This window comes from Citrobacter sp. R56 (genome assembly GCF_016811995.1).
Taxonomy (GTDB): domain Bacteria; phylum Pseudomonadota; class Gammaproteobacteria; order Enterobacterales; family Enterobacteriaceae; genus Citrobacter_D; species Citrobacter_D enshiensis.
On the sequence record NZ_CP069159.1, the window covers coordinates 3625727 to 3650226 of the forward strand.

The 24500-nt window shown below is 52.4% G+C and carries 24 protein-coding genes; 8 read left to right on the forward strand and 16 right to left on the reverse strand.

What is annotated here, in order from left to right:
- Positions 1 to 9: 9 nt before the first annotated feature.
- On the forward strand, positions 10 to 1065 hold the full coding sequence (phoE, locus tag JM656_RS17160) for a phosphoporin PhoE (RefSeq protein WP_203358816.1): 1056 nt from the start codon (positions 10 to 12) through the stop codon (positions 1063 to 1065).
- A 45-nt stretch (positions 1066 to 1110) separates the two neighbouring features.
- Here phoE and crl read toward each other — a convergent pair whose 3' ends face one another.
- The 3 genes from crl to gpt form a co-directional block, all read right to left on the reverse strand.
- Positions 1111 to 1509, reverse strand: a complete 399-nt coding sequence (crl, locus tag JM656_RS17165) for a sigma factor-binding protein Crl (protein ID WP_192611196.1) — start codon at positions 1507 to 1509, stop codon at positions 1111 to 1113.
- Between the two features lie 57 nt (positions 1510 to 1566).
- A complete protein-coding gene (gene frsA / locus JM656_RS17170; protein WP_203358817.1) occupies positions 1567 to 2811 on the reverse strand; it encodes an esterase FrsA in 1245 nt (414 codons plus the stop codon).
- A 99-nt stretch (positions 2812 to 2910) separates the two neighbouring features.
- Complete coding sequence (gene gpt / locus JM656_RS17175; protein WP_203358818.1) at positions 2911 to 3369, reverse strand: xanthine phosphoribosyltransferase; 459 nt, start codon at positions 3367 to 3369, stop codon at positions 2911 to 2913.
- A gap of 260 nt (positions 3370 to 3629) precedes the next feature.
- Here gpt and pepD point away from each other — a divergent pair, with 260 nt between their 5' ends.
- Positions 3630 to 5087 carry a cytosol nonspecific dipeptidase gene (gene pepD, locus JM656_RS17180; RefSeq protein ID WP_203358819.1) on the forward strand — a complete coding sequence of 486 codons (1458 nt, stop codon included), beginning with the start codon at positions 3630 to 3632 and terminating at the stop codon, positions 5085 to 5087.
- A 41-nt stretch (positions 5088 to 5128) separates the two neighbouring features.
- On the opposite strand, the gene JM656_RS17185 is transcribed toward pepD, so the two are convergent.
- Positions 5129 to 5587, reverse strand: coding sequence for a GNAT family N-acetyltransferase (locus tag JM656_RS17185; RefSeq protein ID WP_203358820.1), 459 nt, complete (start codon positions 5585 to 5587; stop codon positions 5129 to 5131).
- Positions 5588 to 5589: 2 nt separating this feature from the next.
- Complete coding sequence (dinB, locus tag JM656_RS17190; protein WP_203358821.1) at positions 5590 to 6645, reverse strand: DNA polymerase IV; 1056 nt, start codon at positions 6643 to 6645, stop codon at positions 5590 to 5592.
- Between the two features lie 256 nt (positions 6646 to 6901).
- Here dinB and dpaA point away from each other — a divergent pair, with 256 nt between their 5' ends.
- Complete coding sequence (gene dpaA, locus JM656_RS17195) at positions 6902 to 7642, forward strand: peptidoglycan meso-diaminopimelic acid protein amidase (protein ID WP_203358822.1); 741 nt, start codon at positions 6902 to 6904, stop codon at positions 7640 to 7642.
- On the opposite strand, the gene JM656_RS17200 is transcribed toward dpaA, so the two are convergent.
- Together JM656_RS17200 and lpcA are read right to left on the reverse strand one after the other, a co-directional pair.
- Entirely contained in the window at positions 7613 to 8380 is a 768-nt protein-coding gene (locus tag JM656_RS17200; protein WP_203358823.1) for a class II glutamine amidotransferase, read from the reverse strand. The genes dpaA and JM656_RS17200 overlap by 30 nt on opposite strands.
- Positions 8381 to 8425: 45 nt before the next feature.
- Complete coding sequence (gene lpcA / locus JM656_RS17205) at positions 8426 to 9004, reverse strand: D-sedoheptulose 7-phosphate isomerase (RefSeq protein WP_103776897.1); 579 nt, start codon at positions 9002 to 9004, stop codon at positions 8426 to 8428.
- Positions 9005 to 9243: 239 nt separating this feature from the next.
- Between lpcA and fadE the strand changes: the two genes are divergently transcribed.
- The 3 genes from fadE to JM656_RS17220 all read left to right on the forward strand — a co-directional run bounded on the left by fadE (position 9244) and on the right by JM656_RS17220 (position 13162).
- A complete protein-coding gene (gene fadE, locus JM656_RS17210) occupies positions 9244 to 11688 on the forward strand; it encodes an acyl-CoA dehydrogenase FadE (protein WP_203358824.1) in 2445 nt (814 codons plus the stop codon).
- A gap of 110 nt (positions 11689 to 11798) precedes the next feature.
- Entirely contained in the window at positions 11799 to 12569 is a 771-nt protein-coding gene (locus JM656_RS17215; RefSeq protein ID WP_203358825.1) for an amidohydrolase, read from the forward strand.
- Between the two features lie 182 nt (positions 12570 to 12751).
- Positions 12752 to 13162, forward strand: a complete 411-nt coding sequence (locus JM656_RS17220; RefSeq protein WP_203358826.1) for a Spy/CpxP family protein refolding chaperone — start codon at positions 12752 to 12754, stop codon at positions 13160 to 13162.
- A 71-nt stretch (positions 13163 to 13233) separates the two neighbouring features.
- On the opposite strand, the gene JM656_RS17225 is transcribed toward JM656_RS17220, so the two are convergent.
- The 9 genes from JM656_RS17225 to JM656_RS17265 all read right to left on the reverse strand — a co-directional run bounded on the left by JM656_RS17225 (position 13234) and on the right by JM656_RS17265 (position 22339).
- Positions 13234 to 13953: an EAL domain-containing protein gene (locus JM656_RS17225; RefSeq protein ID WP_203358827.1), complete on the reverse strand. Its 720-nt coding sequence runs from the start codon at positions 13951 to 13953 to the stop codon at positions 13234 to 13236.
- A gap of 1 nt (position 13954) precedes the next feature.
- A complete protein-coding gene (locus tag JM656_RS17230; RefSeq protein WP_203358828.1) occupies positions 13955 to 15622 on the reverse strand; it encodes an O-antigen ligase in 1668 nt (555 codons plus the stop codon).
- A 1-nt stretch (position 15623) separates the two neighbouring features.
- On the reverse strand, positions 15624 to 16166 hold the full coding sequence (locus JM656_RS17235) for a fimbrial protein (protein ID WP_203358829.1): 543 nt from the start codon (positions 16164 to 16166) through the stop codon (positions 15624 to 15626).
- Positions 16167 to 16175: 9 nt separating this feature from the next.
- Complete coding sequence (locus tag JM656_RS17240) at positions 16176 to 17240, reverse strand: fimbrial protein (protein WP_203358830.1); 1065 nt, start codon at positions 17238 to 17240, stop codon at positions 16176 to 16178.
- On the reverse strand, positions 17237 to 17842 hold the full coding sequence (locus JM656_RS17245) for a fimbrial protein (protein WP_203358831.1): 606 nt from the start codon (positions 17840 to 17842) through the stop codon (positions 17237 to 17239). The genes JM656_RS17240 and JM656_RS17245 overlap by 4 nt, the downstream gene beginning before the upstream one ends.
- Positions 17843 to 17855: 13 nt before the next feature.
- Complete coding sequence (locus JM656_RS17250; protein ID WP_203358832.1) at positions 17856 to 18632, reverse strand: molecular chaperone; 777 nt, start codon at positions 18630 to 18632, stop codon at positions 17856 to 17858.
- A 26-nt stretch (positions 18633 to 18658) separates the two neighbouring features.
- Positions 18659 to 21130, reverse strand: a complete 2472-nt coding sequence (locus tag JM656_RS17255) for a fimbria/pilus outer membrane usher protein (RefSeq protein WP_203358833.1) — start codon at positions 21128 to 21130, stop codon at positions 18659 to 18661.
- A 42-nt stretch (positions 21131 to 21172) separates the two neighbouring features.
- Positions 21173 to 21667, reverse strand: coding sequence for a fimbrial protein (locus JM656_RS17260; RefSeq protein WP_238929166.1), 495 nt, complete (start codon positions 21665 to 21667; stop codon positions 21173 to 21175).
- A gap of 123 nt (positions 21668 to 21790) precedes the next feature.
- Positions 21791 to 22339 (reverse strand): fimbrial protein, encoded by a 549-nt coding sequence (locus JM656_RS17265; RefSeq protein ID WP_203358835.1) that lies wholly within the window; start codon positions 22337 to 22339, stop codon positions 21791 to 21793.
- A 642-nt stretch (positions 22340 to 22981) separates the two neighbouring features.
- Here JM656_RS17265 and JM656_RS17270 point away from each other — a divergent pair.
- Entirely contained in the window at positions 22982 to 23770 is a 789-nt protein-coding gene (locus tag JM656_RS17270; protein ID WP_203358836.1) for a winged helix-turn-helix domain-containing protein, read from the forward strand.
- 1 nt (position 23771) lies between these two features.
- A complete protein-coding gene (locus tag JM656_RS17275; protein WP_203358837.1) occupies positions 23772 to 24290 on the forward strand; it encodes a hypothetical protein in 519 nt (172 codons plus the stop codon).
- Positions 24291 to 24500: the final 210 nt, after the last annotated feature.

Here is a 24500-nt window from a genome sequence, read left to right on the forward strand (position 1 = left end):
GGAATGAAAATGAAAAAGAGCTCTCTGGCATTAATGGTGATGGGTATTGTTGCATCAGCCTCTGTACACGCAGCAGAAGTCTATAACAAAGACGGAAATAAACTGGATGTATATGGCAAAGTGAAAGCAATGCACTATATGAGCGACAATGACAGTAAAGACGGCGACCAAAGTTATGTGCGTTTTGGGTTTAAGGGCGAAACGCAAATTAATGACCAATTGACCGGCTATGGTCGCTGGGAAGCAGAATTTGCCGCCAACAAAGCAGAAAGCGATTCATCACAACAAAAAACGCGTCTGGCCTTCGCGGGTTTGAAATTAAATAATATGGGCTCTTTTGATTACGGTCGTAATCTGGGCGCACTGTATGATGTCGAAGCCTGGACCGATATGTTCCCGGAGTTTGGCGGTGACTCTTCCGCACAGACCGATAACTTTATGACCAAGCGCGCCAGCGGTCTGGCGACGTACAGGAATACAGACTTCTTTGGCGTTATCGATGGCCTCGATATCACACTGCAGTATCAGGGGAAAAACGAAGACCGTGATGTGAAAAAACAAAACGGCGACGGTTTTGGCACCTCTCTGACCTATGATTTCGGCGGCAGTGATTTCGCCATCAGCGGCGCGTATACCAACTCTGACCGAACCAATGAGCAAAATCTACAAAGCCGGGGCACCGGTGATAAAGCGGAAGCCTGGGCGACCGGCTTAAAATATGATGCTAACGATATTTATCTGGCAACCTTCTATTCCGAAACCCGCAATATGACCCCCATTTCGGGTGGTTTTGCGAATAAGACACAAAACTTTGAAGCCGTGGCCCAGTATCAATTTGACTTTGGTCTGCGCCCGTCGCTGGGGTATGTCCTGTCAAAAGGTAAAGATATTGAAGGTGTAGGCGATGAAGATCTGGTGAATTATATCGATGTCGGCGCGACATATTACTTCAACAAAAATATGTCCGCATTTGTTGATTATAAAATCAACCAACTTGACAGCGACAATAAGCTCGCGATCAACAACGATGATATCGTTGCTGTGGGGATGACCTACCAATTCTGATGCGATGGCCGGATGGCTTCGTGAAGCCATCCGGCCAAATATCTATTACGCGGATAATTTAACCGGCTCTTTAAAGTTCTCAGCGGGTTCCAGCGCCAGATTTAAAGACTTCAGCAACTCGCGCAATTTTTCATGAAACTCGCGTAAGGTGTATTCCAGTCGGTCCACAACCTCAGCCTCTTTTATGGGTACGGCGGTCCAGTTACCGTCTTTGTCAAACAGACCAAACTGGTAGCTGTAGGTAAAGCGCTTCTCTTGCGCTTCCAGTTCCATCCACCATCCCCAAAACTCACGCTTTTCAGGCGCAGGCTTCACGTTGACGCAAACTGCCAGACAATCGAAAAAAAATCGATTATCTTCGCACTGCCCTTCACGGATGTAAGGGCCGAGCGCGGTAAATTTCTTAATCAACCTACTTCTCGGGTGTCCACTCGGTAACGTCATTGCGATCTCCTTAGGTGAAGCAACTGTTTTACCAAATCGATAAAATTTAGCAATCTCTTAACACAATCTCTGATTGATCCACTCAGCAATTTCTTTCAGAGCTTTGTCAAAATTGCGATACACCGGATTAAACGGGATCTCCATCAACTTACCGTCCGAAGATGAAGATGTGATTAAGCGCGACTCCTCTTCCGGACTAAACGGATCATTTTTCCAGAAGCCCGATAACATCGGCGTAGGACAACGTCTACCCAACAATCCCTGAACCTTCAGAGAGTAGCGATTCAGTTCGACCCGCAGAGCTTCATCGGACGCATCGTGCATCCCCAGACGGCTAGCCAGAACGTCAAGATACATTTCGGGTACTGCCCCCTGCCGTTGCGGATCGCTTAACAGCGCATGTACCACTGGCCCCAGACACGCCACTGCTTTCAAACGAGGCGCTTCGAGATAAGCCAGGCGTACCGCGACGTTAGCGCCAAAGCGAAAACCAAATGCCGCTACGCGGGTATGATCCACCCAGGCAACGTCAGGCAACGCTCTCAGGACATGCTGATGCAATTGACTGGAGTCCTGCGTCAATTTCCATTTTGAGGAGAAGCCCACCGACGGCATATCCAGCGTCAACATGGCAATACCGCGCGGCGCGAAATAGCGCTCATACAGCGTGTAATAGTCGGTTTGCATGGCATCGAGGCCCCCGCACATTAACACCGTTGGGAACGGGCCTTCGCCTTTTGGCATATGCAAAAAACCGGTAATCGGCGCGCCGCCGGGCACGGAGAATTCTATTTCACGTAATGTACCGGGTAATCGTTGCGCTGCCTCTTCATAGGCACGGTTCGCCAGAGCCTGTGCCTGCTCCGCCAGATCGTCGCCTTTCAAATGTGGATAGGCGGCAACGCTGTATAAGGTCGCTGCATGTAACCAGTGGCGGCCGCTGAGTTGCGCGTCTTGCTCCTGGCTGGCCTTCTGCTGCCACTCCATGGCCTGTTTTGCCCATTCATAGATCCAGTTGCCGCCACGATAGCCGATGACCGTGTCGTACAGCTCCTTGTCTGTCCGCTCGGCCTCGCTCATGACAATGCGGGCCTGCACTTCAAGGATTTCACGTGGATCAACGCCGCGCCAGATCCACATCAGACGGTTAACCATGCGATACCAGTGTGGAATGGTTTTACCATCCAGCGTGGACTGCACAGACGACGACGGCCCGTTATTGAATCGACGGACAAGCGTTGACGTTTCAGGGTGTTTGAAGCGGGGTTTAAACAGGGTTTCGCTGAGGTTAGCCTGTGACATTCGTGCAGCCTCCATAGGTACTTACTGAGGCCTATTGTAACGCGTGTGTGAGTAAAAAGAACAACGCCCGGCATTACCGGGCGTTGAAAATTTCAGAGATTAGCGACCGGAAATCGGCGGAATGAACACGACGCCCATATCCCACGGTTGCTCAATCCAGGTATCCTGAGGAATATCAACAACATAATCGTTCACCAGCGGACGACCAGCCGGTTTCGCGAAGATGGTGACAAAATGTGCCTTGGGATACATTTCACGGATTGCCACGGCGGTGCCGCCGGTATCGACCAGGTCATCGATCACGATGAAACCTTCGCCGTCGCCTTCCGCACGTTTCACCACTTTCAGCTCGCGCTGGTTGTCGTGGTCATAGCTGGAAATGCAAACGGTATCGACATGGCGAATACCCAACTCACGCGCCAACAATGCGCCCGGTACCAGACCACCACGGCTAACGGCAATAATGCCTTTCCATTGTTCAGAAGGCAGCAGGCGGCTTGCCAGTTTGCGTGCGTGAATCTGCAACATGTCCCAGGTGACGACGTATTTTTCGCTCATGTGAAGTGTCCCAGCCTGTGTATCTACGGCTTAAAAAGTGTTCGAGGGGGAAATAGGTTGCGCGAGATTATAGAGATCTGACGCGCTAAAAACCAGTGTTTAGCGGAATCCGCCCCTCTTTTACGTGCTTTCTACTACCCGCCGCCGGATAAAGTGGTATTCTCAATTGCATCTCGCAAGCCTGACTTGTGGTGTTTTATATTCTGCTAACCCTGTGGCCTGCAAGAAAGTTTCGCAGGACATCGCCAAGGAGACTCATCGTGTCTGAACTGTCTCAATTATCTCCACAACCGTTGTGGGATATTTTTGCAAAAATTTGTTCTATTCCTCATCCTTCTTATCATGAAGAACAACTCGCTGAGCACATTGTCGGCTGGGCAAATGAGAAAGGTTTCCACGTAGAGCGCGACCAGGTCGGGAATATCCTGATTCGCAAACCTGCTACCGCTGGGATGGAAAACCGCAAGCCGGTCGTCCTGCAGGCGCACCTCGATATGGTGCCGCAGAAAAACAACGACACCGTACACGACTTCGCCAAAGATCCTATCCAGCCGTATATCGACGGCGAATGGGTGAAAGCGCGCGGCACAACTCTGGGGGCGGATAACGGTATTGGTATGGCTTCCGCTCTGGCGGTGCTCGCCGATGATTCTGTGGCGCACGGTCCGCTGGAAGTGCTGCTGACCATGACCGAAGAAGCAGGTATGGATGGCGCATTTGGCCTCCAGGCAAATTGGCTGCAGGCAGACATTCTGATCAACACCGACTCCGAAGAAGAAGGTGAGATCTACATGGGATGTGCCGGTGGTATCGACTTCACCTCTAACCTGCCGCTGACCCGCGAAGCGGTTCCCGCAGGTTTCCAGAGCTTCAAACTGACCCTGAAAGGGCTGAAAGGCGGCCACTCTGGCGGCGAAATTCACGTCGGTCTGGGTAATGCCAACAAACTGCTGGTTCGCTTCCTGGCGGGCCATGCTGAAGAGTTAGATCTGCGTCTGATCGATTTCAACGGCGGTACTCTGCGTAACGCTATCCCGCGTGAAGCCTTTGCTACCGTTGCCGTTGCCGCTGATAAAGTCGATGCCCTGAAAGCCCTGGCGAACACTTATCAGGAAATCCTGAAAAACGAACTGGCGGCAAAAGAGAAAAATCTGGTTGTTCTGCTGGATGCCGTTACCAACGAGAAAGCGGCGCTGACCACATCCTCTCGCGATGGCTTCATCCGTCTGTTGAACGCCACGCCAAACGGCGTGATCCGCAATTCCGACGTGGCGAAAGGCGTCGTCGAAACCTCCCTGAACGTGGGTGTGGTCACCATGACTGACGACAACGTGGAAATCCACTGCCTGATCCGCTCGCTGATCGACAGCGGTAAAGACTACGTGGTCAGCATGCTGGATTCTCTGGGCAAGTTGGCTGGCGCGAAAACGCAGGCGAAAGGCGGTTACCCAGGCTGGCAGCCGGATGCCAACTCCCCGGTCATGCACCTCGTGCGTGAAACCTATCAGCGTCTGTTTAACAAGACGCCGAACATCCAGATCATCCACGCCGGTCTGGAATGCGGTCTGTTTAAGAAACCGTACCCGGATATGGACATGGTTTCTATTGGGCCAACCATTACCGGTCCGCACTCCCCGGATGAACAGGTTCATATCGAAAGCGTAGGCCATTACTGGACCCTGCTGACTGAACTGCTGAAAGCGATTCCGGCCAAATAAGTTGCTCTCCTGCCCGGTAGGTTCAGCTTACCGGGCAATTTTCACATCGCGGCCTTTCGCATGACGAAATTGGTAAAAACCGCCCCTCTGGCCTCTACCTGTTGCTCTTTGACTATCTGATAACCTTGCCCAAGAAAAAATGGTCTTGCGGTGATGCTGGCTTCGACCCAAAAAACCGTATCAGGATGCCGTCGTTCCAGATGGTGAAGCAGGCAGGTCGCCACGCCCAGGCGTTGTGCGGTCGGCAAGACAAATAGCAGGTCGATGTAATCCTGTCGGGCCGTGAGGAACCCCACAATTCTCTGCTGGCAAACCGCCACCAGCCCCTCCGATTGCCGCAGTTTCTGGTGCCAGGCAATCTCATCAATTTGCGCCCACGCGGCGATCTGTTCCGGCGAGAAATCCTGACTGGCTCCCTCTCTGATAGCGCTGAGGAAAATCTCGCACAGCGCATCGAAATCATCAGGTTGATATTCCCGAATGTATACGTCAATCGTCATGGTCAAAGCCCCAGCAGCAGTTGTCTTTCCAGTTGCGGATCCAGCAGCGTCACGTGTAATCCGACCAACCGGACGCCGCGTCCTCCCCGACGTTCATCCCAGGTTTTTCTGGCTGTGGCGATCAGGTCTTCTTTCGTTAACCGAGGCCAGACATGTTCCTGCGTGGTCTGCTGAAAATCATTAAACTTTAATTTGATGCCCTGGCGGGCGATGAGCAAATCCGGCTTTACCTTTGCCAGACGTCGTTCGAGTTCAGGATACAATCGTTCAATGATCGCCTCGCACTCGGCCCATTCATGAATATCTTCCGCCAGCGTACGCTCAACGCCGACCGATTTACGTAGCCGTTCATTATTCACATCCCGCTCATCAATGCCCTGGCTGCGCTCCCACAACACCCGACCAAACTTGCCGAAGCGTTTGAGTAACATCGCCAGATCGTAGCGCTGCACATCCTCACAGGTGCGTAGCCCCATCGACTCCAGTTTGGCGGCAGACACCTTCCCGACCCCAGGAATTTTTGCCAGCGGCAACGTTTTGATAAACGCAGGTACATCGGCGGGGGCAATGACATATTGCCCGTTCGGTTTATTAAGATCGGAGGCGATTTTTGCCAGGAATTTCACTGGGGCAATTCCCGCAGAGGCCGTCAATTGCAGCTCGTTAAAGATCGTCTGACGGATTTCCTGGGCAATCAGCGTGGCGGAACCCTGGCAGTGAGTACTATCAGTAACATCCAGATAAGCCTCATCCAGCGAAAGCGGTTCGATCAACGAGGTATAACGCGAGAAGATCGCCTGAATTTGGCAAGAGGCCTCTTTATAAGCCTCATAGCGCCCCGGCAATAACGTGAGATGAGGGCACAGTTTAAGCGCCATTCCAGTGGGCATAGCGCTACGCACACCAAATTTACGCGCCGGATAGTTCGCGGTGCTGATCACTCCCCGGCGCTCGCGACTGCCGCCAATAGCAACAGGAATATCGCGCAGTGCGGGGTTGTCGCGCATTTCAACCGCAGCGAAAAAGCAGTCCATATCGACATGTATGATTTTACGCATCTCCCCTCTCCCCCGCACATCACTGTTTAAGTATACAGTATTAATGTGCAATAAAAAGAGCGTAAATCCGTCCGTTTCCGACTGAACTTTCCTTTAGTGTCTTATATAAAGGAATACTAAATTGTAAACGCTATACGAGAGACTTGCGAAAAACTTCAGTGGTGCTAATGTGAGCGCTCCAAATCCAGATTAGTCCGATTTGGGGACTCTTTTGCCGTTCTGGCATGTGTAACCGTTTTATCAAGGAAAAAGCAGTATGCGTAAAATCGCATTGTTTATTGCGATGCTTTTGATTCCGTGCGTCTCATTCGCCGGTTTGCTGAGCAGCAGCAGCCCGACCATGCCAGTCAGCAAAGAGTATAAGCAACAGTTGATGGGGTCGCCGGTCTATATTCAGATCTTCAAAGAAGAGCGCACCCTTGATCTCTACGTCAAGATGGGCGAGCAGTATCAATTGCTCGACAGCTACAAAATTTGCAACTATTCCGGTGGGTTAGGCCCTAAACAACGCCAGGGCGACTTCAAAAGTCCTGAAGGCTTCTATAGCGTTCAGCGCAGTCAGCTCAAACCGGACAGCCGCTTCTACAAAGCCATCAATATCGGTTTCCCCAATGCTTATGACCGCGCTCACGGGTATGAAGGGAAATATCTGATGATTCACGGTGCCTGCGTTTCCGTCGGCTGTTATGCCATGACCGATAGCGGTATTGATGAGATTTTCCAGTTTGTTACAGGCGCGCTGGTCTTTGGCCAGTCCAGCGTTCAGGTCAGCATTTACCCGTTCCGCATGACCGATGCAAACATGGAGCGCCATAAGTACTCCTATTACAAAGATTTCTGGGCGCAGTTAAAACCGGGATACGACTACTTTGAACAGACCCGTAAACCACCGACTATTTCGGTTACCGGTGGTCGTTATGTAGTCAGCAAGCCGCTGAGCCACGAAGTGGTCCAGCCGCAACTGGCATCAAACTACGCGCTCCCCGAGACAAAATAATCGCCATTCGCCTGGCATGATCTTTTGCCAGGCTTCATTCCCTGTCAGCGGTTGGGTGGCAATCACGGTGACCACATCATTGGGTGTGGTTTCCGAGCTAAAGTCGATCTCAACGTCCTGATCCAGCAATGTCGCCACGCCAAACGGCGCACGACGCGTGATCCAGTACAAATTCGTTGAGCAGAACGCCATCACATAGCGCCCGTCTGACAGCAGCATATTAAAAACACCCTTCTCGCGTAATTCCCCTGCCAGCGTGGCAATGTATTTAAAGACAGATGTCATATTGCCCGGCGTGCGCGGGTAGCGGGCGGTCAGTTTGTGTAACAGCCAGCAAAAGGCCTTTTCGCTGTCAGTTTCGCCGATGGGACGGAAATTGCCGGTCTCCAGGGATTTATACCCGGTGAGTTGCCCGTTGTGGGCGTAACTCCAGTTTCGTCCCCATAACTCACGCGTAAAGGGATGGGTATTTTCCAGCGCCACTTCCCCACGATTCGCCTGACGAATATGCGCAATCACGGAACACGATTTAATCGGGTAGTCCTGCACCAGTTTCGCAATGGGGGAATTAAAGCTTGGTTGCGGATCTTTGAAGGTGCGACAGCCTTTACCCTCATAGAAGGTAATTCCCCAGCCGTCTTTATGCGGCCCGGTTCCTCCACCACGCTGCACCAGCCCGGTGAAACTAAAACAGATATCGGTGGGCACATTGGCGCTCATCCCGAGCAGTTCGCACATACTTCACCTCCACAACAGCGGGGGCGCAACGCCCCCAGCGAAGATTTACTTAACCATCTCTTTTTCAATTAACTGAATCAGGATATGGATAACTTTGATATGGATTTCCTGGATACGATCAGCATAGCCAAAATGCGGTACGCGGATTTCGATATCCGCACTGCCCGCCATTTTGCCGCCGTCTTTACCGGTCAGGGTGATGACTTTCATTCCCTTTTCACGCGCTGCAGCAATCGCCTTGATCACGTTGCCTGAATTTCCTGACGTGGAGATCCCCAGCAGAACATCACCTTCGCGCCCAACGGCTTCAACGTAGCGGGAGAAGACATAATCGTAACCAAAATCGTTACTGACGCAGGAGATATGGCTGACATCAGAGATAGCAATGGCCGGATAACCCGGGCGGTTTTCACGATAGCGACCGGTCAACTCTTCCGCAAAATGCATTGCATCGCAATGGGAGCCGCCGTTACCACAGGAAAGTACCTTGCCGCCCGCTTTAAAACTGTCTGCCAGCAGGACCGCTGCGCGCTGAATGGCGTGAATATTGGCATCATCTTTTAAAAAATTAGCCAGCGTTTCCGCCGCTTCGTTCAGTTCGTTACGAATAAGATCCTGGTACATGAGGATATCCTTCAGCATAAATGTAAATGACAGGATGCAGTGTACCGGATACCACAGAAAGCGAGAAGTCCAGGCCACCGGAAGCCCCCTGTCTTTTGATTTTTTGTGCCGGAGAAAACGGCAACAATGTGAGCTTTGTTGTAATTATTTTGTAAACATATTGCTAAAAGAAATGACATCCACTACAACCATATCATCACAAGTGGTCAGACCTCCTACAAGAAAGGGAGCTTTTCGTTATGATGATTTTGAGTATTCTCGCAACAGTTGTTCTGCTCGGTGTACTGTTCTATCACCGCGTAAGCTTATTTCTCAGCAGTCTTATCCTGCTCGCCTGGACTGCCGCGCTTGGCGTCGCTGGCCTGTGGTCAGTCTGGCTGCTGGTTCCTCTGGCCATTATCCTCGTACCGTTTAACTTTACGCCGATGCGTAAATCGATGATTTCTGCCCCGGTGTTTCGCGGTTTTCGTAAAGTCATGCCGCCAATGTCTCGCACCGAGAAAGAAGCTATCGACGCGGGTACGACCTGGTGGGAAGGCGATTTATTCCAGGGCAAACCCGACTGGAAGAAACTGCACAACTATCCACAGCCTCATTTAACGGCTGAAGAGCAGGCGTTTATTGATGGTCCGGTGGAAGAAGCCTGCCGCATGGCGAACGATTTCCAGATCACCCATGAACTGGCCGATCTTCCTCCCGAGCTGTGGGCCTATCTGAAAGAACATCGCTTCTTCGCGATGATCATCAAGAAAGAGTACGGCGGCCTCGAGTTCTCCGCCTATGCGCAATCTCGCGTACTGCAAAAACTCTCTGGCGTCTCCGGGATCCTGTCGATCACCGTGGGCGTCCCTAACTCGTTAGGCCCGGGTGAGCTGCTGCAACATTACGGTACTGAAGAACAGAAAAATCATTACCTGCCGCGTTTGGCGCGGGGCCAGGAGATCCCTTGCTTTGCGTTGACCAGCCCGGAAGCCGGTTCTGATGCTGGCGCGATCCCAGACACCGGTGTGGTTTGCATGGGTGAATGGCAGGGTCAGCAGGTGCTGGGTATGCGCCTGACCTGGAACAAGCGTTACATTACGCTGGCGCCTATCGCCACGGTGTTAGGTCTGGCGTTTAAACTCTCGGACCCGGAAAAACTGCTGGGCGGCGAAGAAGATCTGGGTATCACCTGTGCGCTGATCCCCACCACCACGCCTGGCGTTGAAATCGGTCGCCGTCACTTCCCGCTAAACGTTCCGTTCCAGAACGGCCCGACACGTGGAAAAGATATTTTCGTCCCGATCGATTACATCATTGGTGGACCGAAAATGGCCGGTCAGGGCTGGCGTATGCTGGTGGAATGTCTGTCGGTTGGCCGTGGCATTACCCTGCCGTCTAACTCTACCGGTGGTGTTAAATCGGTAGCCCTGGCGACCGGTGCCTACGCGCATATCCGCCGTCAGTTCAAAATTTCTATCGGTAAAATGGAAGGGATTGAAGAACCGTTGGCGCGTATTGCAGGCAATGCCTACGTGATGGACGCGGCGGCATCGTTGGTTACGTACGGTATTATGCTGGGCGAAAAACCCGCAGTGCTCTCTGCCATCGTGAAGTACCACTGTACCCACCGCGGACAGCAGTCTATTGTCGACGCAATGGACATCACGGGCGGTAAAGGCATCATGCTGGGCGAAAGCAACTTCCTGGCGCGTGCTTATCAGGGCGCCCCTATCGCCATTACCGTTGAAGGCGCGAACATTCTGACCCGTAGCATGATGATCTTCGGACAAGGCGCCATTCGCTGCCATCCTTACGTCCTCGAAGAGATGAACGCCGCGCAGAAAAACGACGTCAATGCCTTCGATAAATTGTTGTTCAAACACATTGGTCATGTCGGCAGTAATAAAGTGCGCAGTTTTTGGCTGGGCCTGACTCGCGGGCTGACCAGTCACACGCCGACAGGGGATGCCACGAAGCGTTACTATCAGCACCTGAACCGTCTGAGTGCTAACCTGGCACTGCTTTCCGATGTCTCAATGGCAGTGCTGGGCGGTAGCCTGAAACGTCGTGAGCGCATCTCTGCGCGCCTGGGCGATATTTTAAGTCAGCTGTATCTCGCCTCTGCCGTACTGAAGCGTTATGACGATGAGGGCCGTCACGAAGCCGATCTGCCGCTGGTTCACTGGGGCGTCCAGGATGCGTTGTATCAGGCTGAACAGGCGATGGACGATCTTCTGCAAAACTTCCCGAACCGTTTGGTGGCAGGTTTGCTGAACGTGGTGATCTTCCCGACAGGTCGCCACTACCATGCACCTTCCGACAAACTGGATCACAAAGTCGCGAAGATTCTGCAGACGCCGAGCGCAACCCGTACCCGCATTGGTCGTGGCCAGTATCTGACACCAAGTGAACATAACCCGGTCGGTTTACTGGAACAAGCGCTGCTGGATGTGATGGCCGCAGACCCTATCCACCAGCGTATCTGCAAAGAGCTGGGTAAAAACCTGTCATTTACCCGTCTGGACGAGCTGGCGCATAACGCACTGGCGAAAGGGTTGATTGACAAAGATGAAGCAGCGATTCTGGTCAAAGCCGAAGAAAGCCGCCTGCGCAGTATCAACGTTGATGATTTTGAACCCGAGGAGCTGGCGACACAGCCGGTAAAGTTGCCGGAGAAAGTGCGTAAAGTCGAAGCCGCATAAACATCCGCTACCCGTTCCAGCCCCGCTTTACGCGGGGCTTTTTTATTGCCACCTATCCGCCGTGGCGCATGCTACAGTGTAAAAATGCTGCTTAACGAGGAACCACGATCGTGCCCGGTTTGAAAATCACGCTTTTGCAACAACCTCTGGTCTGGATGGACGGTCCTGCCAATTTGCGCCACTTTGACCGGCAACTGGAAACCATCGCCGGACGTGACATCATCGTATTACCCGAGATGTTTACCACCGGCTTTGCCATGGAAGCGGCAGCCCGCTCACTCTCTCAGGAAGCCATCATCGAGTGGATGCGCACAAGGGCTGAACAGACCAATGCCCTGATTGCAGGCAGTGCGGCGCTACAGTCAGAACGCGGGCCGGTTAACCGATTTTTACTCGTTGAGCCGCAAGGAACCGTTCATCATTATGATAAACGTCACCTGTTCCGTATGGCGGAGGAACATCACCATTATGAACCGGGTACTGAGCGCGTCATTGTGAACTGGCGAGGCTGGCGTATCCTGCCGCTGGTCTGTTACGACCTGCGTTTTCCGGTGTGGTCCCGCAATCTCAACGATTATGATCTGGCATTGTTCGTGGCTAACTGGCCTGCTCCGCGTTCATTACACTGGCAGGCGTTGCTGACCGCGCGGGCCATTGAAAATCAGGCATATGTTGCAGGCTGTAACCGGGTCGGTACTGACGGCAACGGCCACCATTACCGTGGAGACAGTCGGGTGATTAGCCCGCAGGGCGAGATTATCGCCACGGCTGAACCCCATCACGCAACCCGCATCGATGCAGAGTTATCGCTCAGCACGCTGCGGGAATACCGGGAAAAATTCCCGGCATGGCAGGATGCCGATCCGTTCACGCTGCAATAAATCCGCGCGCCACTTCCGCTATGGCGAACCGTTTCCCATAGCGGGGATTGTTTCACTCAGTAACCTCCCGTAAAACAAATTCGCGTGGCGCCCCTCACCTTTCAACGTATCCTGAGCGAGATATTCACTCATCGTTTACCCGTGGTAAGCACAGTTCAAAATTTCTTTATCAGGATGAAATAATGAAGAATTTCGTACGTATGACCTTAGTCGCTGCAGCGCTGGCTGGTGCCTCTTTCAGTACTTTTGCATCAAACGTGTCTGATACACCCGTTCCTTCCCAGGATCCGGTGGTGCAACAGCTTAAGCTGACCGACACTCAGGTTGAGCAAATTAAAAAGCTGCACAGCGAGCTGGAAGCTAACGTGAGCAAGATTTCCATGAAGGACATTAAAGACGGCGAACTGATCAATGTCATTAGATCCGGGAAATGGGACGAGTCCGCAATAAACAAACAGCTGACGGCGATCGGCAGTGTTGAACAGCAATCCCGCTACTACCGCGTGAAATACTACTTTGAGCTGAACAAAGTCTTAACGCCGGAACAGCGTAAACTGGTACAAAATGAGATTGCCCAGACGCTGAGCGAATAATGTCGATAGCCCGTTGCGCCAGGTAGCGGGCTTTCCTGATTTTATTAGCATGAAAATAACGAAGCCCTGCCTCATTGCGGATTAAAGTCTTCAGGCAAAACTTCCTGCTCAAACAGATATCCCTGTACGGCATCAGCGCCGCTTACACGGCAAATGGCATAATCCTCTGGTGTTTCAACCCCTTCGATCACCACCCGTCCCCCCAGTCCACGGAATTGATTGACCAGAATAGTCAGCTGCGATCCCGATGCCCTGAACTGATGAAACAATCCGGTTTCGATTTTGACCGCATCAAATTGAATGCCAGCCTGCCGCCAGATAAAAAACTGCGCCGGTGACACGTCATCCAACCAGATGCGAAACCCATACCGTATGAGAGTGTTTAATGCAGCGCACACCTCCTGCTGTTCTGCCTTTTCCAGACGCATCATCGTGCCAGGATCCTGAATTTCGATAATGATCCGCCCCTGATGCACCTGTTCAGTAAGCAGGCTTACCCACCGCTGGCAGGTCAGCATCCTGACAGATAAATTCAGCGAAAAGCATCCCCGCAGCGCCAGTACCCGCTGCATTTGCCACAGAAAGAGTTGCTGCTTCTCTATTACGGAAAGGCGCTGGAAAAACAGATCCAGATGCTGCGGTGTCCGTACCAGGCTCAATACCTCGCGGACATCCCGCGCTGCATCATGAAAAAAATGGATACGCTGCAGGCGGATCCCGGTGATCTGCGTCAGTTCGGCATTGCGGGGAAGCTCTGGCGTATAAAGAGCCGGTTCACTGAGTCTGTTCATGTCATTCCATTTTTTGATTAAAAGGGCGTCGTGCATCCTGCAACCAGGGGATACGGCGATCGTTTGGGTATTCGAGGTAAAAGCGTGCCGCCAGACGACGCGCACCGGGTATATCGTGCTGCTGCAACGCAAGCAAGATTTGCGTGAAGGAGATATTCGGGTCCGGGTGAACACGCACGTATTCAGGCGCCCAGCGGCGAACCGGCACTAGCCAGAGAGCATCCCGGGTTCGCTGATAACGTTGCAGATAACCCATTTCGACATCAAACCGGTAACGCGTGGCCAGCAGCCATCCACCCACAGGGAGTGATTCGGCAAGACGCCACTGTTCTGACTGCCGCTCCGCCGCCGTCAGTCGTTGTTGCGTCTGCAGCGTGAGGAGCAACAACGGCGTCAAGGTCAGTGCCGCGATAAACGCCACCACGCGAACAAAGTCAGTCGCAGGAAGCGCCAGCCGGCGCCTGCTCACCGCGCTGTCTGCACAACGTAGCAACAGGATCAGTAGCAGCCAGTGAGGTGTCGACTGTCTGACTGGGTATTCCGTCAGCATATGAATCACCACGGGCAGCGCTGCCGCCAGGCATGCACGCCGCCAGTGATTTCCACTGATCCAAAGCCAGAAACCGCCTGCAATAAAACAGACCGCGCCAGCCAGACCGACCAGGCCGCCCTCCACCATCCACAGCATCAGTTCGTTATGTGGATGCGACATGCTGCTCAGCCCAAAACGCCCCGCACGTTCAAGAAATACCGCGGCAAAACTGCCGACACCCCAGCCCATCCACGGTCGTTCTACAAACAGCGCCAGAGACGTTTTCAGTACCGACCAGCGAACATGAGATGACGTCAGATGATCCACTGTCGCAACAGACAGGAAATGGCGAGTGACTTCCCCCATCGCCATTCCAGCCGCCACCAGCACCAGGAGTCGCAGCAACGTCCGCCGTTGCGAAGGAAAAATGGCCAGCAGCAATACTTCTCCAACGGCCAGAGACAAATAGCCGGTTTGCGACTGACATTCATGCAGCACAAATCCCATCAACACACAGGCAAACCCAATGGCTATCCGGGTTCGTCCATGGATCCGTAAAAAGAGTAGCGCCGACAGCAATACGCCACAGGCGGTAAAACTGGCCATCAGATTGACCTGCTGAAAAATGCCGTAAGGCCGCGTACTGCGCCACCAGGCAAACTCCCAGTAGCCAACGCCCGGCAGATGCAAATACTGATAGACAAACGCGAGGCATTCGAGGAGACAGGCACCCCATAACAGAGCCAACAAGACCGTCAGTGTGTTTGCCGTCAGCGGAATTTGCAGCACCACCAGGTATAAAAATACGCCGCCCAACAATGCGCCTGCCACCAGCAATGCCTCCGTTTTCCAGACCACGGGCGTCAGCAGGCAAAGCAACGTTAGAATCAGCGCTCCCGCCATAAAACCGACGGCAGGTAACGTGAGACGCCAGCGTCGACGGGGCAGCAGCACAGACGCGCTCCCCGTCAGCACCACGGCGTAGATCCAGGACAGAATATTGAGCGGTAACGACAGACCGCTGCCGCCGTTATTCGGCCAGTAAAGATGCATACCCCCACACCAGAAAAGCAGACTGGCAGCTAGTAAGAATCTCTGCGCGGACAACGGGGCTATACGATTCAGTGTGTTCATCATGCTACTGGTAATTCAGCGTCCAGGTTCCGCTGGCGCTAAACGGGCCGTACTCAAGGGACTGGTTTTTTATCGCCGTCGGCTCTGCCGCGACCCATGCCAGAAAATTGAGTGTCATCGACCCTTCAGTAATCTCTTTCACTGACGTGCTCTCGCCGAGCCGGATTGCCGTACCATTCTCTTCACTCATCCCAATGCCGATCCCAGCCGCACCGCCTTGCTCACTGCTGTCCAGCGCCAGATGATCGGGTAATTCCGCATCTTCGGTGCCACCGAAGGTGACGGAGATCCCGCGAAAAACCTCTGGGTTACAGTCGCGTAACTGAATACTGAATTTTTCTGGCTTACTGCGCCCCGACGAATAGAGATCCTGGGTGGCTATCTGCCCAAAATCGACCTCAATTTTATCGCCCCCCGGAGGAAGGCTGCAGGCGAGCGCCCTGACGGTGCCGTGAAAATACATATCGCCGCCGACCAGTTTAGTGTCAGCCTGCGTCATACCGCTGAGCAACAATGCACTAACCGCAATTAACGTCCTGAATCTCATGGCATCACCCTACTGAAACTGCGCAACAACGGTGGCAGAGGCTTCAAACTCCCCCTCCTTAACGCTACCCACGCCCGGCTTTGCCACCGGTGCGGCAGTGAGATTCCAGTCGCCCTGGTTCTGGTAGAAGCCCTTCACGTTGTAAAACTGATTCGGCACCACGGGGTTTCCGCTCTCATCCTTAATGACGATCCCGAGATCGTCGCGTTTTTGCCCATTGCTGAGAGTTCCGAGGAAATGATCGTTAAACCCCGCGGTACCTGAGGCCGTGCTGGTTTGTACGCCGAGATCAATGTTCAGCGCCCCCTTGTCAAAACTGCCGCCTTCACAGACCACGTGTATGGGGATCGACTTGCTGAAATTGGTGCCGTTGAGTTTTGCGGCGGAACCGGGCAGATCGCCAAATTCAATACTGATCTTGTCGCCCCGGTTAAAGGTGCATTTATCCGGCACGGTAATCAGCCCGGATTTAATCACCACCCGGGAAATCGCTGTTGTTGGTGTAGGCCCCGAGTTACCCATGCGCCCGGCAACCTCCAGCAGGGACTGCGAAGCAATATTGATGCCGTTAATTATTGGTTTGGTGACTATAAACGTCACTTTTCCTTTCGAACCACTTTTAACGTTAGTGGCGCGTACGTAGCCTTTACGCTTCTTGCAACTGTTATTGCTGTTGCGGTTAGAAACATTGGTAAAAGGTGCCTGAGCATAATTGTTATAGCGTCCGGCAACCCACACCTGCACTTCCACATCCAGATACTCGTTCAGACGAAAACGGTTCGGTCCCTGGTTTGAGAGAGGCATCGTCGAGGTCGTGGTGTAGTAAATCGGCTGTCGGGAGATATCCGCCTGCTCGCAGTGAAAATCCACCACATACAAGCTTCCCAGATTCCAGGTAAACGGGTTTGTTCTTCCGCCCGCGTGGTTTTTGCTCACATCCAGTGATTTCAGCTCAATCTCATATTGATGTGGCGCCCCCCCCTGCGGCTCCCCTTCCCCCTGAGTAAACGCCTGCGCTGCCAGCGGACAGCCTGCCAGTACTAGCCACAACAGCGTTTTGTGCAATACGCTCATAGATACTCCAGCTTCAGTCTGACCAGACCGTTAAATTCGCCAGCGGTCACCTCACGCCCGATGGATTCCAGCGCCGCGAGAAAGTATATGGCGTTATCTCCCGGTTTAAGGATCCACATACGCTGCGGCTGACTGAGGTGGATCAACTGATTACGTTCAGTCAACAACCGGATGCCCGCTCCCCGCACATCGCCATGAATACGGCCCAGATCGCTGTTTTCCGGCGCGCTTTCGGCCATCAGCGTCATCGAAACGCCGCGTTCCACCGTGCTGTGCGTCCGTTCAGGCATTTCACTTGTCTGCCCGGGGAAATCCCGCAGGGTATGACCGGAACCTTTTAAGCAGTCGTTCAGGTACAGCGTGACCAACACCGGATCGCTTCGATCGCCGCCCTGGCGAAACCGGCTGGCGGAAATATCACCAAGATCGATGGTCTGGTCGCGTGACGCCATATCCAGCACACACGGCGAAACGAAGACCCGACCGTGAAAACGGACGTTGCCATACTCGCCGGACACGTTGCTCATATCCTGGCGCCCGCCTTTGGCCTGAACCGTACAGGCCACTCCCGCCATCAGCAGAGCGCAAAGCATCTTTTTCATTTACCGAGTCCTGTTACCGGGGCTGCTTCTCCATTGGCAATGCCTTACACACATTGCCTGTGCAGCTGAAATTCAGTTCGGGATGACCACCAAAATCGTTCACGTACATCATGCTGAACTGGCTGACGCTGCCGTCAGTGACGATGAAATCGTGAGAGGATTTTGGCGATACCATAATTCCGGGGAAGTCCGTCAGCTTGCCACCTCCTTGCGCTTCCGGCTTACGACTCAGGCCGATGAGGGTGACGAAATAAGGCGTCGGGTTATCCACGGTCCAGTGGGTGCCCTGCTTGTGAAAGACCACCTGGTTCTGCCACACAGCACCGGGGGTTTCCGGCACGATGGCGGTCGGACGGTAAAACAACTTGATGCGCGACTGCATCGCCAGCTGCAGTACGTTCGGCTTGTCCGGTTTGGGCGGAATTTCGCGAACGTTCAGGTAGAAGAGGCTTTCGCGATCCTGCGGCAACGCGTTAATGCCACCGGTTTTTGTGACGCGGGCAATGCCCTTTTGCCCACCGTTGATGCGTTGCAGCGGCGGCAGGACCATCAACGGCGAGGTGATTTTTGTCCCGCTTGCATCTTCCACCCACGACTGCGCCAGAAACGGGATACTCGGGCTGGTGTTGGTTAAGTTCGCACTGACAGAGCGAGCATCACCGGTGATAATCAGTCGGGTGCGGTCGAGCGCAATGCCCGCCCATGAGGTATTGATCTCTGCGGCAAACAGCAAACCGCAGGCCACAGGTTTCAGCCAGCGCTGCACGGAGTAAAAAGCTTGGTTTTTCATGACACGATTCATTCAAGTTATGGAAATTATTCACAAGGCAACAGCACGTTGCCTTCCGGATTGAGTTGTTGCGGTACCTGTAAGTGACACTGCGCGCGACCGCCCCAGGCAACGGAAAGACGTTCGGCAGGATTCACACCGGCAATCCAGGCCATGCCGTTTTCCATCACCATGGCGACGCTGACGCCGTTGGCATTGAATACTTCGGCACCAAACGGCGGTACCGAACCATCTTTCAGGCGCAGCAGCGCCATCATTTTTTGCCCCTGAGCCACGGCAAAGCGCTGATAGCCAATCGCCCCTTCCGTCAGGGTATTGGTGACGATGGCTTTGGTGGCGGAAATGTCTTCATCCATCGCGTCCACGTCGATGCGGGTATCAAAGCTGTGATAACTCACGACATCCGGCACCACGGCAATGCCGAAGCGGTTCGAATGCGCCTGTTCACCGTTCAGCGGCACGTTAGCGACACCGTCGGTATCGACCATCACGCGGGCGGTGTTCATCGACGCCTGGCTGTTGTGAAGCGCCGCACCGTGACGCGTCGCGGTGAAGCCGCCACGCATCGTGCCGCCAACTGAGAAATAGCGTGACTGCTGCCAGCTGACGTTCGATTCCAGCTCAGCCATCATGCTGCGGTGCTTGTAATAGCCATCAAACGCAGTGCGCCCTTCACCAGAGACCCCGGCGCGCAGACGCCACGGGTTGTTGCTATCGCGGTTATCGGAATACGAAACCATCTGGCTGGTCTGGTTGCCGCTGTTTTGCAGTTCATAATCCATTGAACGACCATCGTTCCACGGAATTGAGAGGGAGAGCGAGAGGCTGTCATCCCGTTTTCCCTGATACTCAGAGCGGTAAGCCGAAAGGTTGGTGCTAATCCCCCGAATCCCGGCGAACGAAAAGCTGTGCCCCATCGACATCCCGTAACGATCCTGTGAACGGCGGTCCCAGTAGTTCTGGTGGGTGTAGGTCAGGTATAGCGTCGTGGCCAAACGCGGATCGTCAGCAAAAAAGGTCTTGTTGCCGGTGATGGTGTACATCTCTTTCTCGTTCCCGACACTGTCGTTATTTTCATACTGTTCGTCGAGGAACTGCGAGAAAGAGCGGAAGTTTCGCTGCGAAAAGCGGTAACCCGCAAAGGTGATGGCACTGTTGTATTCATCAAAGGTTTTGGCATAGCTGAGCTTAAAGGACATGCCTTTTTTCTCATCCTGATGCTTCACCCGACTCACGGATTGCGTCGCATCAGCCGACAACGCACCCAGCCAGCTCAGATCCCGCCCGATACCCATCGACCAGGCGTTATAGCGCTCACCTGCCAGCAACGCACCGCCATACAGAGACCACGCATTACTGACCCCCCATGAAAAATCGCCGCTGTAAAACGCCGGTCCCTGAACGTCGTGGTTATAACGCGAAGGCTTACCGACAGCGGTGTTATAACGCACGTAGCCCGGACGCGTCAGATAGGGAATATCGGCCGTGTTGACCTGAAAGGTTTGTACGGCGCCATCTTGCTCTTCGACTCTTACATCCAGCGTGCCGCGTACCGAGCCGTGCAGATCCTGAATATTAAACGGCCCCGCAGGAACGGTGGTTTGATAGATGACTCGCCCCTGCTGGCTGACGGTCACTTTTGCGTTGCTGCGGGCGATACCGTGAACTTCAGGCGCGTAGCCCTGCAAATTCGGCGGCAGCATGCGCTCGTCGCTGGCGAGGTTAACGCCTGTGAAACGCACCGAATCAAATACCTGAGAATTCAGGTAGATTTCGCCTACCGTCAGCTTAGCGGCCTGCATCGGCAACGGCCGATAGGCGTAGATCTGGTCCCAGTCAATACTTCCCCGATTATTATCCGAGGAGTAATCAGCCTGATACTGTCCGCGAAAACGCCAGCCGCCGAGGTTAAACCCTGTCTGCCCGTAGCCCGACAGAGAGCGGTAATGACCGCCGCCTTGTTCGTAGTGTGTGGTCTGACCCGAGATGCTGTAGTCAAATATCAGCCCCGCCACGCCATTATCCCAACGTTCAGGCGGCGTCCAGTCAGGATCGGTATATTTCATCCATGCCTGCGGTACGGTAATGTCCAGCACCCCGGCGCTGTTATTTAATGCCACCCCCGGCAAACGGGAAATGTCATAGCAGGTCTCAGTAACCGGACGAATATGCACCAGCGCCTCTTCTTTGAGCGCCAGTAATTCGAGCTGTTCCGGCGTCAGGCATGCCATGGATTTATGTTTATTTTCAGGATCGACAATATAGCGGATCGACTGTTGTGGGATCTCCTGACCATTAATGCGAACATCCAGAAGATATTCGCCGGGTGTGACAAAGTTGCCTTCAGAAAAGCGCTGCAAATCTACATTCTGCCTGTCGCTGGCATCCAGAACGTCGGTATTAAATTCAATTGACTCATCCGCTTCAACCCATGAAGAAGCGCAGACCAGAGCAATAAAAAGCGCCAGACGTGTTTTATCTGTTTTCAGCGTGATCATTTTCGTTCGCAAACCTTCAGATACCCGAATTGCCGGTGCGGCTCAGAGATAATTCACAACAAAATGCGTGGCCGCGGTAAATTCACCGGATGTCATTCGTCCGTCGCGGGAGATCAAATAAGCCGTAAAATTGAGCGTGTTTTTTCCTGGGTTAAGCGCATAGTCCGGTGACGGTTCGCCCAGATGAATTTGCTGTCCTTTGCTGTCATATATTTCTATCGCTAAATTTTCAGTTTCCGACTGCACGCTCAGATAATCGGGATTATCGCGATCGGATGCGCCGGAAAAGGTAATGTTGGCGCGTTGAAACACATTCCCTGGGTGTTGAGAATCCCCTAATGAACATCCCAACAAATGAATACTGAAATCGTGCGCCGAGACTTTTTCGGGCTTCCCGGAAATATCCCTGGCGGAGAGGTCGTCAAATTCAACCAGCAGCGAGCGGTCCCGCGGATCGACATAGCAGGCAGCCTCAATAATATTTCCCCGCATCCGCATTTTGCCGGGCGTACTAGCGATATGATCTGTGCCAGCCATAACCCATGCTGGCGATATAAAGATAAAAAGCAGTAACGTTCGCCATCCAGGCATAACCGCATTTCCTTTCAGTGAATCGCAGGAAGGGTTAAGCAGGCGCAATAATGCGCCCGCAGCAGATCATTACTGATAGTCGATCTGGAAATTAACGGTGGATTCGAAATCACCTGGAGTCACCGCTGCAGAGGCGTTGCTCGCCTGCAGGTAAGCCACGAAATCGATATCGGTTTCGCCGTCGGTGATGTTGACCTCGGAAGCGGCTTCGCCCCATTTCACTTCCTGGTTGCCGCTGTCAATCATACCGATGCCCGCACCCTGCGCAGTACCAGAGGTGAATGCAGCCAGCGCGTTGTTGTCCTTGTCAATTGTTGCCGGGGTGTAGGTCACGGTTGCGGTTTTCGCGACTGTCGTATCACAACCCTGCAGAACGATTTTGGCATGCTTAACACCAGCACGCTGATTGTCTTTTAACTGAGACGTCGGGATCTCGCCAAAATTTACCTGTACTGGGCTAGATTCAGGAGCCAGACCGCATGCGGAATTCACCAAAGAACCGGTGAAATGAATTTTACCGTTAGTCGGTTCTACCTTTTCAGCAGCAAAACTAGAAGCGGCAGTAAAAGTCATTCCCGCCATCAGCGCACAGGCCATAGCCACGTTTTTCATTTTCATATTAAATCTTAACCTTATATCTATTTTTGGTTATTTCGACGTTCTATTCCCGCAGACGATTTTTGTCTGGGAAATCCTGATATTCAGGTAGCAGCGGTGCATTTCCTTGCAGATAATCCCTCTCAAGCTACTCCTTATTTTGAACTTCACAGGCATTACATACGGAATACCCTCCACAGCCGTTCACGCTGTTTCGGGGTTTATATTAAGTCGTTGAAAAAATGAGACAACGAGAAAACCTGCTCTCCATCAAACTCAGGGAATCGTGTTGTTTCACAGCCACTGAACGGATCAATCACGAAAAACAGACCAAACAAAACACAAAAACCAGCACAAAACACTACTTTTTATATTATTTATAATATTTTTATCTGTTCTGTATTTTTTAATTTAGCTTAAATGATAAAAAAAAGTATTTATGAATATTTTGTAAAAATGACAATGGATATCAAATGTGAGCCATGACAATAAGATAGCGAAGACGAGAAGAAGAATTGGTAATTTCAGAAAAGGATATTAAAATATTGTTATGAAAACATTAAAAAAACGTTCTTTGGTACAACCATTTTTTATAAATGAATTATGTTATGCTATTGCCTTAACCACTCGAATGCGAGATTTCCTGCCTTAAAGGAGACATCAGTGATTTCTCATATACCAATAAAAAAAATCAAATCCGTAATTATCGGTGATGGCCTTATTTTTAGACCGCATAAAAATACGCTAAAAGACCTAACCTCTGGTGAAACGGCCACACTGAATAATGTAGCATCACTATTACTGCTGTATTTATTGCAAAATGGTAAAGAGATTTCCACGCGCGACGAGATTCTGCTGAATGTTTTCCAGCACAATGGAGCCAGAGCGACAGATGCTAATCTCAACCAGCATATTTCATTTCTACGCAAAGCAATAACGTCAACGGGACACCCTGCAGAATTCATCGTGACGATTCCCCGTATGGGATTTCGAATGGGCGATGTCAGTATCAATATTCAGCAACGGGAAGAGGTACAGATTCCTGACAAAACTCCCACCTCGATGCCGGCACAAAAGAAGAAGAAGCATAACCGATGGCCTGTTGCGATAACCGCATTAATTACCGGCATTGCTGTGCTGGCGACGGCCTGGTTGACCTGGATACCTAATGAAATCTACATGACGGATGCTTCTATTCTCAGGACGATCAACTATGAGAAATGCCGTGTGCATATTTTAGGTAATGCCCTCACCGACACCATTACCGAAAAGAAGGCGCGGGATATTTTCCAGTCCGTTGGCATTAACCCGGACTGTTCACACACGAAAGATCTCTATCTCAATACCTGGTCGAGCAACCATAACCTGATTGACTGGTCGTTTGCTGCTGAATGCGGTCTTAACCTCGGCTATTACCACTGTGCCAGCCTGTATCGTCATCATGAGGAATGATATGAAGCCGGAAAGCGATCACTCTCCTTTATTGTGGTCAGTCGTGATTACCATTTGTGGGCTGGCGGCTATCGCCTTCCTCATCATTACCGGAGATGCGAAGAAAAAAGAGATCAGTTTTTCCTGCTCTTCGGAATTCACGTCGATACTCGACGTCCATAACTCGAAGAAGGTACTCAATGGGATCCTGTTGATAACCAGCTACAACTCCGGGCACCTTTCACTGTCAGTACAAGGGAAGTTCAAAAGCGATGAGGGCGAGTTCACTGTTGACCGTAAACTGTTCTTTCGCTACGCCAGCCCACTCGGCCATACCGCAGGCGTTTTCACCCTCACCCCCGACGGACGTGAAAAAGCCCCCGATGATGATGCAGCAGATGAAATCGATTATCTTTTTTTCGACGCCTACAAACGCGTCGACAAACTGTACATGCTGAAACGCATTAATAAAGAAACGATCATTATCGGTGATAGTTTTTCACCCCGCTTAGCCTGCGTGATGAATCGCTTTTCAGGTTAACCGCTCAGTAATCTTCGTCAGATTAAAGATGACATGGTGTGCTGTATTTACCGGCGCCTTCCCTGCCGTGCTCGCTGGCAGGAAGTCGTCGGGCGAGAGTCTACTCCACGAAAGCGCAACAATTGTGTTGAGGGAGAGATCGGTGAGCGGCTCCAGGAGGAAGGTAACAAACCAAAGGGGAATGGCATACCGGGGGAAAATACAAATATG

What these genes read in the sequence shown, in the direction of transcription:
- crl (WP_192611196.1), bottom strand. Translation starts at nt 1,509, where the DNA reads ATGACGTTACCGAGTGGACACCCGAGAAGTAGGTTGATTAAGAAATTT.
- JM656_RS17240 (WP_203358830.1), bottom strand. Translation starts at nt 17,240, where the DNA reads ATGAGCGTATTGCACAAAACGCTGTTGTGGCTAGTACTGGCAGGCTGT.
- JM656_RS17235 (WP_203358829.1), bottom strand. Translation starts at nt 16,166, where the DNA reads ATGAGATTCAGGACGTTAATTGCGGTTAGTGCATTGTTGCTCAGCGGT.
- gpt (WP_203358818.1), bottom strand. Translation starts at nt 3,369, where the DNA reads ATGAGCGAAAAATACGTCGTCACCTGGGACATGTTGCAGATTCACGCA.
- JM656_RS17220 (WP_203358826.1), top strand. Translation starts at nt 12,752, where the DNA reads ATGAAGAATTTCGTACGTATGACCTTAGTCGCTGCAGCGCTGGCTGGT.
- JM656_RS17225 (WP_203358827.1), bottom strand. Translation starts at nt 13,953, where the DNA reads ATGAACAGACTCAGTGAACCGGCTCTTTATACGCCAGAGCTTCCCCGC.
- JM656_RS17230 (WP_203358828.1), bottom strand. Translation starts at nt 15,622, where the DNA reads ATGATGAACACACTGAATCGTATAGCCCCGTTGTCCGCGCAGAGATTC.
- dinB (WP_203358821.1), bottom strand. Translation starts at nt 6,645, where the DNA reads ATGCGTAAAATCATACATGTCGATATGGACTGCTTTTTCGCTGCGGTT.
- JM656_RS17275 (WP_203358837.1), top strand. Translation starts at nt 23,772, where the DNA reads ATGAAGCCGGAAAGCGATCACTCTCCTTTATTGTGGTCAGTCGTGATT.
- JM656_RS17245 (WP_203358831.1), bottom strand. Translation starts at nt 17,842, where the DNA reads ATGAAAAAGATGCTTTGCGCTCTGCTGATGGCGGGAGTGGCCTGTACG.
- JM656_RS17200 (WP_203358823.1), bottom strand. Translation starts at nt 8,380, where the DNA reads ATGTGCGAACTGCTCGGGATGAGCGCCAATGTGCCCACCGATATCTGT.
- JM656_RS17265 (WP_203358835.1), bottom strand. Translation starts at nt 22,339, where the DNA reads ATGAAAATGAAAAACGTGGCTATGGCCTGTGCGCTGATGGCGGGAATG.
- lpcA (WP_103776897.1), bottom strand. Translation starts at nt 9,004, where the DNA reads ATGTACCAGGATCTTATTCGTAACGAACTGAACGAAGCGGCGGAAACG.
- dpaA (WP_203358822.1), top strand. Translation starts at nt 6,902, where the DNA reads ATGCGTAAAATCGCATTGTTTATTGCGATGCTTTTGATTCCGTGCGTC.
- JM656_RS17250 (WP_203358832.1), bottom strand. Translation starts at nt 18,632, where the DNA reads ATGAAAAACCAAGCTTTTTACTCCGTGCAGCGCTGGCTGAAACCTGTG.
- JM656_RS17255 (WP_203358833.1), bottom strand. Translation starts at nt 21,130, where the DNA reads ATGATCACGCTGAAAACAGATAAAACACGTCTGGCGCTTTTTATTGCT.
- JM656_RS17260 (WP_238929166.1), bottom strand. Translation starts at nt 21,667, where the DNA reads ATGGCTGGCACAGATCATATCGCTAGTACGCCCGGCAAAATGCGGATG.
- JM656_RS17185 (WP_203358820.1), bottom strand. Translation starts at nt 5,587, where the DNA reads ATGACGATTGACGTATACATTCGGGAATATCAACCTGATGATTTCGAT.
- frsA (WP_203358817.1), bottom strand. Translation starts at nt 2,811, where the DNA reads ATGTCACAGGCTAACCTCAGCGAAACCCTGTTTAAACCCCGCTTCAAA.
- phoE (WP_203358816.1), top strand. Translation starts at nt 10, where the DNA reads ATGAAAAAGAGCTCTCTGGCATTAATGGTGATGGGTATTGTTGCATCA.
- fadE (WP_203358824.1), top strand. Translation starts at nt 9,244, where the DNA reads ATGATGATTTTGAGTATTCTCGCAACAGTTGTTCTGCTCGGTGTACTG.